The organism is Deltaproteobacteria bacterium, from assembly GCA_003696105.1.
GTDB lineage: Bacteria > Myxococcota_A > Polyangia > Haliangiales > J016 > J016.
In genome coordinates this window covers 1-8,700 of sequence record RFGE01000218.1, presented here as the reverse complement: position 1 = coordinate 8,700, position 8,700 = coordinate 1, and the positions used below count along the sequence as shown (strand labels likewise).

Here is an 8,700-nt window from a genome sequence, read left to right as displayed (position 1 = left end):
GGAGCACGCCGGCGAGGCGACAGTCGGCGCACGCCCGCAACGCACGCCGGCTCGTTTCGACATCGGACCCGACGGGCGCGAGGACGCACGCCGGCGATCGCACGCCGGTCGCGACCGCAGCCCGCGGCGATGCGCGACGGCCCGTCAGCCCGCGAGCTTCTGCTCGATCTTCGCCCACGAGTCGCGCAGCGTGATCGTGCGGTTGAACACCGGCCGCTGCGGCGTCGACTCGACGTCGGCGCAGAAATAGCCGAGGCGCTCGAATTGCACCCGCGTCTCCGGCGCCAGCCCGGCGACGTAGGGCTCTACCTTGCAGCCGGTGAGCACCTGCTTCGAGTCCGGGTTGAGCGCCGCCAAAAAGTCGTCGGCTTCGGCCGGGTTTTCGACCCGGAACAACCGGTCGTACAGTCTCACCTCCGCGTCGACCGCATGTGCCGCCGACACCCAGTGGAGCGTGCCGCGCACCTTCCGGCCGTCCGGCGACCGGCCGCCGCGCGACTCCGGGTCCCACGTGCAGCGCAGCTCGACCACCTCGCCGGCGGCGTCCTTGACGACCTCGCGGCAGGTGAGCAGGCACGCGTAGCGCAATCGAACTTCGCGCCCGGGCGCCAGGCGGTGCCACTTTTTCGGCGCGTCCTCGCGGAAGTCGTCGCGCTCGACGTACAGTACGCGCGAAAACGGGACCGAACGCGACCCGTACGACGGGTCCTCCGGGTGCAGCGGCGCGTCGAAATGCTCGACCTCCCCGTCGGGAAAGTTGTCGATCACCACGCGCAGCGGTCGCAAGACCGCCATCACGCGCGGCGCCGTGCGATTGAGTTCCTCGCGGATCGCGTGCTCGAACAGGGACACATCGACGACACCGTCGCGCTTGGCGACGCCCACGCGCTCGCACAGCGCGCGGATCGCCGCCGGCGGCACCCCGCGCCGGCGCAGCCCCGACAACGTCGGCATGCGCGGGTCGTCCCATCCGTCGACGTGGCCTTCTTTGACGAGCTGCAGCAGCCGCCGCTTGCTGAGCACCGTGTAGCTCAAGTTGAGCCGGGCGAACTCGATCTGGCGCGGTCGCGGCTCGAGCCGCAGCGCCTCGAGAAACCAGTCGTACAGCGGCCGGTGATCCTGAAACTCCAACGTGCAGATCGAATGCGTGATCCCCTCGATCTGATCCGACTGCCCGTGCGCCCAGTCGTACATCGGGTAGATGCACCAGCGGTCACCCGTCCGATGGTGCGACGCCTTGATGATGCGATACATCAACGGGTCGCGCAGGTTGAGGTTCTTGTGCTGCATGTCGATCTTCGCACGCAGCACGTGCGTTCCCTCGTCGAACTCGCCGGCCTTCATGCGCTCGAACAGGTCGAGGTTCTCCTCCACCGACCGGTTGCGGTAGGGACTATCGACTCCGGGCTTGTAGTAGTTGCCCCGGTTTTCGCGGATCTGTTCCGGCGTCTGGCTGTCGACGTACGCCTTGCCCTCGCGGATGAGCTGTACCGCCCATTCGTACAGCTGGTCGAAGTAGTCGGATGCGTAGTACTCGCGGTCGCCCCAGTCGAACCCGAGCCACCGGATGTCCCGTTTGATCGCGTCGACGTACTCCTGCTCCTCCGCGAGCGGGTTCGTGTCGTCGAAGCGGAGGTTGCAGGTACCGCCGAACTCCTCCGCGAGCCCGAAGTTCAAGCAGATCGATTTCGCGTGCCCGATATGGAGGTAGCCGTTCGGCTCCGGCGGAAACCGCGTGGCGATGCGGTCGATCTTGCCCGACGCGAGTTCGTCCGCGATCAGCTCTCGAATGAAGTTGGACGGCTGTTCCGACATGGCGTGTTCTTACCAGTGCGGCGGCTTCGGGGGAATTACGGACAAAGAAAACGCCGCGCACCGTTTGGCGGCGCGCATCGCTCGCGGGACAATACCAGGGATGGGGAGCGAAAAGTCCGAGTGCGGCCGCCGGCCTGACGCGCGGGCAGATGCCGTCGCAACCGATTCGGAGCGCGACGGCGCCGTCGCCGAGTTCTCGGATGCGGCGACCGAGGTGACCGAGCGGCGCAGCCTGTCCGAAGCGGTCCGCCGCCGCTTGCGGCGGGTGGCGCAGGTGCGGCGGCTGCTGCGCGACGACCCGCCTGCGGACGACCCGCCCGCAGGCGACTGACCGGCCGCGCACCACCGGCGCCGTCGCAGCGCGCGCGATGGCGGCCGCTCCTACGCGGTCCGCGCGGTGTGCGCGGTCACCGGCGCGCCACGTGCGCCGGCTCGTCCGCCGGGCACTCCGCCGGCTTGTGACCGCGCAGCTTTCCGCGGGGGCTGAACCAGTAGCGCACGCAGGAATCGCCCTCGCGGAACGTCCAGAACACCGCGTCGTTGGCCGCGATGTCGACCGCGAGCGGCCGGCCGCGCTCCTGGTAGAGCTTCTGCATGTCCCAGCCGCGCAGGTTGCGGTACTCCCATCGCTTGCGCTGCACCTCCGCGTACCGCGCGTTGTGCGCCACCGCCCGCGCAAACAGCCGGTCGACGGCGGACTCCACCTCGGCGCACAGATCCGCCGCAGCCGCAACCGTTGTATCCGCGACCGGCGTGTCGCCTCGAGCGCCGAGTTCGACCGCCGCACGCGCTCCCGTTCGGCAGCGCGCCACGCGCTCGGCGAACGCGCGCTGGCCGTCCTCGCCCACCAGCGCCTCCGGCACGGGCCGGATCGTCCGCCCGCTCGTCGCGAGCGCCGCGCGCGCCGCGTCCCACGTGCGCGCGATCTCCGAGTAGTCGTCTGCGAGCGTGCGCAGCACCCGCGGCAGCGCCACTTGCGCCCGAACACCCGCCAGATACTCCGCGCGCACCGCTTCGATCCGCTCCGCCGCGGCGTCGCACTGCGCGATCACCGGATCCGAGGCGATCGCCTCGTCGAGCGCGTCCGCCTCGCGGCTCGCTTCGGCCAGGCGACCGCGCGCCAGCGCCGCGTCGATGCGCAGCTTGCGCCGCTCGATCTCCGTCGTCGCCGTTCGGACGCACAGCTTCGCCAGCCGCGCGCGCGCGCGCGCCAGATCGTCCGCCGCTTGTTCGCGCAGCGCCGCGAACCGGCGCGCCGCGATCGGCGACCGCGCTTCGCACGCGCGCACGTCGGCCTCGCCGGCGAGCGCCTCGAACCGCCACACGGCTCCGCGCAGCGCCACGAACTGGGCGCGTTTGGACGCCGTGCGCGCTCGCATCGCCAGCGACACGTCCATCAGCCGGCGCGCATATTCGCGCTGCACGACATCGACGCACACCTCGACGTCGTCGGCCGACGCGAGCCGGTACGGAAGCATCCCGAACAGCACCAGCAGCCACGAGACCCGTTTCATGCCCGTTCAGTCGGTCGCTGCGCCTCGCGCTGAACCCCCGCGCGGTCCCCTCGCCCGTCGGACTCGCGGTTTCCGCGGCATACGCCGCGCCCTCCCGCCGGCGATTGGACCGCCCCTCGCCGGCGAGCCCCGGGCGATCCTGCGTCACGCGGGCGCGGCAACCGGCAGCGTGACCACGAATCGGGCTCCGCCGGCCGGCGCCGGTTCCGGGGCGAGCGCGAGGTCGCCGCCGTGGTCGAGCGCGATCTTCTTTGCGATCGCCAGGCCCAAGCCGGTGCCGTGCTCCTTGCTCGTGATGTACGGCTCGAAGATCGCGTCGCGCCGGTCCGGCGGCACCCCCGGCCCCTCGTCGTCGACGTACACTCGCGCCACGTCGCCGTCGCGTTCCCACGCGAGGTAGACGCGACCATCCGGCGCCGCGTGGACCGCATTCTCGACCAGATTGGCGAGCAATCGACGTAACAGCAACCGGTCGCCGCGCACGGTTACCGCGTCCGCCGGCGGCGTCACCGCGAGGCGGTCGGTAAATTCCGGCTCGCGCGCCAGGTCGGCCACCACGACCGCGACATCCAGCGGCTCCGGCTGCGCGCGCGGCAGCCGCGACAGCGACCGGAACGCATCGACCAAACGCCGCAACCCGGCTATCTCCTCCTCGACGATCTCTTGCATGTCGCGCAGCATCGCCGCGTACCGCTCGTCGTTGCCCCGGTAGCTCGACACCACCTGCTGGACCGCGAGCTGGATCGGGGTGAGAGGATTCTTGATCTCGTGGGCGAGCCGGCGGGCCACGTCCTGCCACGCGCTCATCTTCTGCAGGTGACCGATCTGTGCGCGGTGCTGCTCGAGCTGCTCGACCATTCGGTTGAACGCGTCCGACAGCTCGCCGAGTTCGTCGCGACCGGGCACGTCGACACGCGCCGCCAGATTGCCCCGCGCCACCTCGCGCGTGCCGGCCGCAAGCTGCTCGACACGCCGGGTGATGCGGCGCGCGAGCACGAGTGACGCGGCCGTGACGACGACGACCACGCCGCCGACCAGCAGCAGGAACGCCGTGCGGTACGACCGCGGCAGGCCGCGGCGAAATGCGTCGACGTCGCGCCGCTCGGCCAGCACGTAGCCGAGTTCCTCGAGATCGTCGAGAAAGTCGACCCGCGCGACGAACGTGAGTTCGAGCCGCAAGCCGTCGACGAGCGGCTCGACCACCGTGAAGTCTCGCCACCTCCCGGTCGGTTGCCCGGGCAACAGATCGCTCACCGCCTGCGCGACGATGGTTCCGTCGGCGCGCGTCACGACCGCGCGCGCAACCTCCTCCTGCGCGAGCAGGCGGCCGAGTTCGCGCTGCGCGGCGGCGACGTCCACCTCGGGCGTCCACAGCGGCAGTCCGCGCAGTCGACCGGCGATGCGCCGGCCGGCCTCGCGATAGGCGGCCTTGCGAGCGGCGACGAGTTCGCGATAGGCGCGCTCCGCTTTGACCAGCGGCGGCCGCAAGCGATCCGCTTCGTTGGACGCGAAGTTCTGCGCGACCTCGCCGATCTGGTCGACCAGTAGGGCGGACACCAGCAGCGGCACGATCGCGATGAGCAGCAGGCCGACGACCAGCTTGAACTGAATGCCAAACCGCATCGGACGCCGCGGCCTCATCGCTTTACTCGATAAAACGGTTGCGACCGCAAGCGCAACGCAGCGTCGGACGGCCGCAACTCCGGGTTGGCGAACACCGACACGAACGAGCCGAAGAACGACGAATTGGACTGAATCGACGCGGTTCCCGCGCGCCGGGTGAGCCACCGGCGCATCTCCGCAAGTCGCTCGTCGGATATCGGATTGAGTTCGACGATCAGTTCGACGACGTAGTGCGGCCCGATCGCGATCCGGTCCAGCGGCGCGAGCGGCAGCGCATCCACTTCCGTCACCGCCTTGAGCGCGTCGGCCCGGCTGCGCACGCGGAAGCCGCGCATACCGCGCATGTCGACGATGCGGATGCGGTAGACCTCGTCCCACAAGTCGTAGACCACGCGGAATGTGGCCGCGGTGACCGCCACGGGCGCGCCGGACCTGACTTCGTAGACGACGCCGCGCACGGCGACGGTGGCGGCGAACCCGCTCGACAGCTTGTTGTAGGCGGCCGCGTCGAACAGGTCCGTGAACTGGACGCTCGCGACGAGCCAACCGCGGCGCTCGGCAAACGCCATCGTTCGCAGGCGCACGCCGTCGTCGGCGCGCGCGCCGGCCGGAACCGCGGCGACCGCGACGGCGACTCGCGCGATGGTCAGCAGGCGGCTCACAGCGGCACGCGCCCGAGACCGTTGCCGACGGTCAGCTCGAAGATGCCGATCTCCGTGTCGAGGCGCAGCCCCGCGTCGACGATCGCGTCGACCGGAAGGGCCGAGCGATCCGGCTGATCGCGGCCGGCCAGCGCGAACACACCGGCGGTGACGAACAGGTCGCCGCCGTAAATCGGTGCACCGCGCCGAAACAGCCGCCGCGCGTACTGCACTTCGACCACCGCCGCGACGTCGCCGAACGGGTCGTCGTCCACCGACGTGCCGAAGACGTCGAGCGTCGGCCGCGTCGACAGCACCAAACCGAGCGCACGCGGCGTGAGCAGCCGGTTGAGATCGCCGGCGTAGAATCGCTCGAACCGGGGTGCGTCGCCGACCACCACGCCGCCCGTGACGTGCACCGACACGACGTGGCGGACCGAGCCGACCGGGAACCACCGCTCGTAGCGCGCGAGCAGGCTCGCATAGTCGTAGTCGCCCCCCAGTGCGGTCGACGCGATCCGGCCGAGCGCGGTGATGCGATAGCCGCCGTAGGGCAAAATCGGGTCGGGGCGCGTGTCGCGGTCGAATCCGACCGTAAGCGACGTCTGGTAGCTGACGCCGTCGCGCAAGCCCAGGTCGATCGGCCGGGTCGTCCCGTCCGGCTCGGTGCGCACGGGGGCGGCCGGCACGTCGGCGTCGATGCGCTCGACCCCCGCGTCGACCGTGAGCGCCGACAGTGCCGTCAGGTCGACGAGCGCACCCGCCGCGACCCCGGCGCGGGTGTAGGGCAACGCCGCGAACAGCGCCGGATCGGCGTCGTCCGAGGCGCCGCGCACGCGATACGGCTCGGTCGCGTCCGCGTACCACGCGGCGCCGTGCGCGCCGAGACGACTGCCGGCGATCGCGGCGGCGCCGACCCGCAGCGACGCCGCGAGCTGGCGGTCGCCGCCGGGCACGTCCGCCGCGCCGGCCCAGACGAACCCGCCGCCTACCTCGACGCCGGTGCCCGCCGCGTTGCGGTCGCCGAGGTCGACCCCCGCCCAGTAGGGGACCGCCTCGCTGGTGCCGAGAAAGATGTGATTGAGCACGAGCGTGCCCCGCTCCTGGACGTCGACGACGAGGACCACTCGGCCGCGGGCGCTGCCGCGCCGCAGCGACAGTTCGACCGAACGAAAGTAGCCCAGCGCCAGCACGCGCAGCCGAGCGTCGCGCAGCCGCGGATCGCCGGCGTAGACCTCATCGCCGGGCCGTACCGGCAGCGCGCGGCGGATGAGCCGCTCGGCGGTCACCGTGTTGCCGTGCACCTCGATCGCCTCGATGACGATGCGCGGTCCGAACGGGGCCTCGCCGGCGGGCTGCGCGATCGCGGGCGGTCCCCCCGCGATCGCCGCGAGTGCCGCGAGCCATGCCATGACGCGCCTCACTCGCCGCCGAGCGTAGCACGGTGTACGCTGATCGTACGGCGGCCTTTACCCGCGCCGTAGCGCGCGCGAAACTGCTCATTCCCGTGTCCGACTGCAAGACGATCGTCTACATCGAGGACAACGACGAGAACCTCGAACTCGTGCGCCGCGTTCTGCACGCCACCGGCCGCTATCGCGTCATCGGCGCGATGGACGGCGAGACCGGTCTGGCGCTGGTCGCCGCCGAGCGGCCGGCGCTCGTGCTGGTGGACCTCGACGTGCCCGGCGTCAACGGCTTCGAGGTCCTGCGCCGGGTTCGGGCAGCGGACGACCCGGCGATCGCGCGCATCCCGGTGGCGGTGGTGACCGCCAACGTGGTCACGCGCGAACGCGAGCAGGCCGAGGCGGCCGGCTGCGCCGCGTTCATCGAAAAGCCGTTCGACATCCGCGCGTTCCGAGCGCAGATCGATCGTCTCGTGGGGAGTTCCGCCGAGTCCCCCGCGGATGCGGGCGCAGACGACCCATGAGCTGCGGACGGTGCGGCGCGGCGTTGGAGCGGGAGGCTCGCTTCTGCCCGAACTGCGGTGCGGCCGTGGCGGCGTCGCCGTCGCCCGAGCCCGCGCGCGCCGGCGACGCGCCGGTGGGCCGCGAAGTGGCGGGCCGCTACCGGATCGTCGAGAAGCTCGGCGAGGGCGGTATGGGCGCGGTGTTCCGCGCGGAACAAATTGCGCTCAGCCGCACGGTGGCGCTCAAGGTATTGCGCGCGGAACTGTCGGCCGACCCCGGGCTGGTGCGGAGGTTTCACGCCGAAGCGCGGCTCGCCGCGCGCCTGAACCACCCCAATACCGTCACGCTGTTCGACTTCGGCCAGGACGACGACGGGTCGCTGTTCATCGCGATGGAGTACGTCGAAGGCCACTCGCTGCGCGAGGAACTGGTGGCGAGCGGCGCGTTGCCGCCGGTTCGGGCGTTGCGCATCGCCGAGCAGGTGTGCGCGTCGCTCGCGGACGCGCACGCGCACGGCATCGTCCACCGCGATCTCAAGCCGGACAACGTGATGCTCACGCAGCGCGGGTCGAAGACCGACATCGTGCGCGTGCTCGATTTCGGCATCGCGAAGCTGCGAGACGAGCGCAACGACGGCACGTCGATCCCGATGACCCAGCAGGGCGATCTGATCGGCACGCCGCAGTACATGGCGCCCGAACAGATCCGCGGCGAGCAGGTCGACACCTACACGGACGTGTACGCGCTCGGCGCGATGCTCTACGAGATGGTGACCGGCCGCCTGCCGTTCGAGGGCAAGACGGTGCTCGCCATCTTGTCGAAGCACATCACCGAGGACCCGGTGCCGCCGAGCCAGCGGCGCCGCGACCTGGGCGTGCCACCCGCCGTCGACGCGCTGGTGCTCGACTGCATGCGCAAGGAGCCGCGCGAGCGGCCGGCCGACATGGAAGCGCTCGGCGAACGAATCGCGCGGCTGCGCGCGCAGCTCGCGGAGGCGGACCCGCGGGCGGCGCTCCCACAGCGCCGGTACCGCAGCCGGCCGCCCGGCGTGCCGATGACGCCGCCCGACCCGCGGCCGCCCGTCGCTCGACCCGCGGCCGCGGCGGGCTTCGAGCCGACGGTGTGGAACCCGACTCCGGCCGGGGCGGCGGCCGGCCCGGCCGCCGGCGCTCGGGGGAGCGCGCCCGCGCCGGCCGG

The 8,700-nt window shown here is 71.5% G+C and carries 8 protein-coding genes; 3 read left to right on the top strand and 5 right to left on the bottom strand.

Annotated features, from left to right (window positions below; all coding sequences use genetic code 11):
* Window positions 1–144: 144 nt before the first annotated feature.
* Window positions 145–1,815, bottom strand: a complete 1,671-nt coding sequence (locus D6689_14560; GenBank protein RMH40188.1) for a glutamine--tRNA ligase/YqeY domain fusion protein — start codon at window positions 1,813–1,815, stop codon at window positions 145–147.
* A gap of 100 nt (window positions 1,816–1,915) precedes the next feature.
* Between D6689_14560 and D6689_14555 the strand changes: the two genes are divergently transcribed.
* Window positions 1,916–2,146: a hypothetical protein gene (locus D6689_14555; protein ID RMH40187.1), complete on the top strand. Its 231-nt coding sequence runs from the start codon at window positions 1,916–1,918 to the stop codon at window positions 2,144–2,146.
* A gap of 76 nt (window positions 2,147–2,222) precedes the next feature.
* Here D6689_14555 and D6689_14550 read toward each other — a convergent pair whose 3' ends face one another.
* From D6689_14550 to D6689_14535, 4 genes are all read right to left on the bottom strand, one after another.
* Window positions 2,223–3,329, bottom strand: a complete 1,107-nt coding sequence (locus D6689_14550) for a hypothetical protein (GenBank protein RMH40186.1) — start codon at window positions 3,327–3,329, stop codon at window positions 2,223–2,225.
* A gap of 144 nt (window positions 3,330–3,473) precedes the next feature.
* Complete coding sequence (locus D6689_14545) at window positions 3,474–4,970, bottom strand: HAMP domain-containing protein (GenBank protein RMH40185.1); 1,497 nt, start codon at window positions 4,968–4,970, stop codon at window positions 3,474–3,476.
* Window positions 4,967–5,614: a hypothetical protein gene (locus tag D6689_14540; protein RMH40184.1), complete on the bottom strand. Its 648-nt coding sequence runs from the start codon at window positions 5,612–5,614 to the stop codon at window positions 4,967–4,969. Before D6689_14540 ends, D6689_14545 begins: the two co-directional genes overlap by 4 nt.
* Entirely contained in the window at window positions 5,611–7,005 is a 1,395-nt protein-coding gene (locus D6689_14535; GenBank protein ID RMH40183.1) for a hypothetical protein, read from the bottom strand. Before D6689_14535 ends, D6689_14540 begins: the two co-directional genes overlap by 4 nt.
* Before the next feature lie 32 nt (window positions 7,006–7,037).
* On the opposite strand from D6689_14535, the gene D6689_14530 reads away from it, so the two are divergent.
* A complete protein-coding gene (locus D6689_14530) occupies window positions 7,038–7,523 on the top strand; it encodes a response regulator (protein ID RMH40182.1) in 486 nt (161 codons plus the stop codon).
* A 65-nt stretch (window positions 7,524–7,588) separates the two neighbouring features.
* On the top strand, window positions 7,589–8,700 hold a 1,112-nt coding region (locus tag D6689_14525), incomplete at its 3' end, for a serine/threonine protein kinase (GenBank protein RMH40181.1).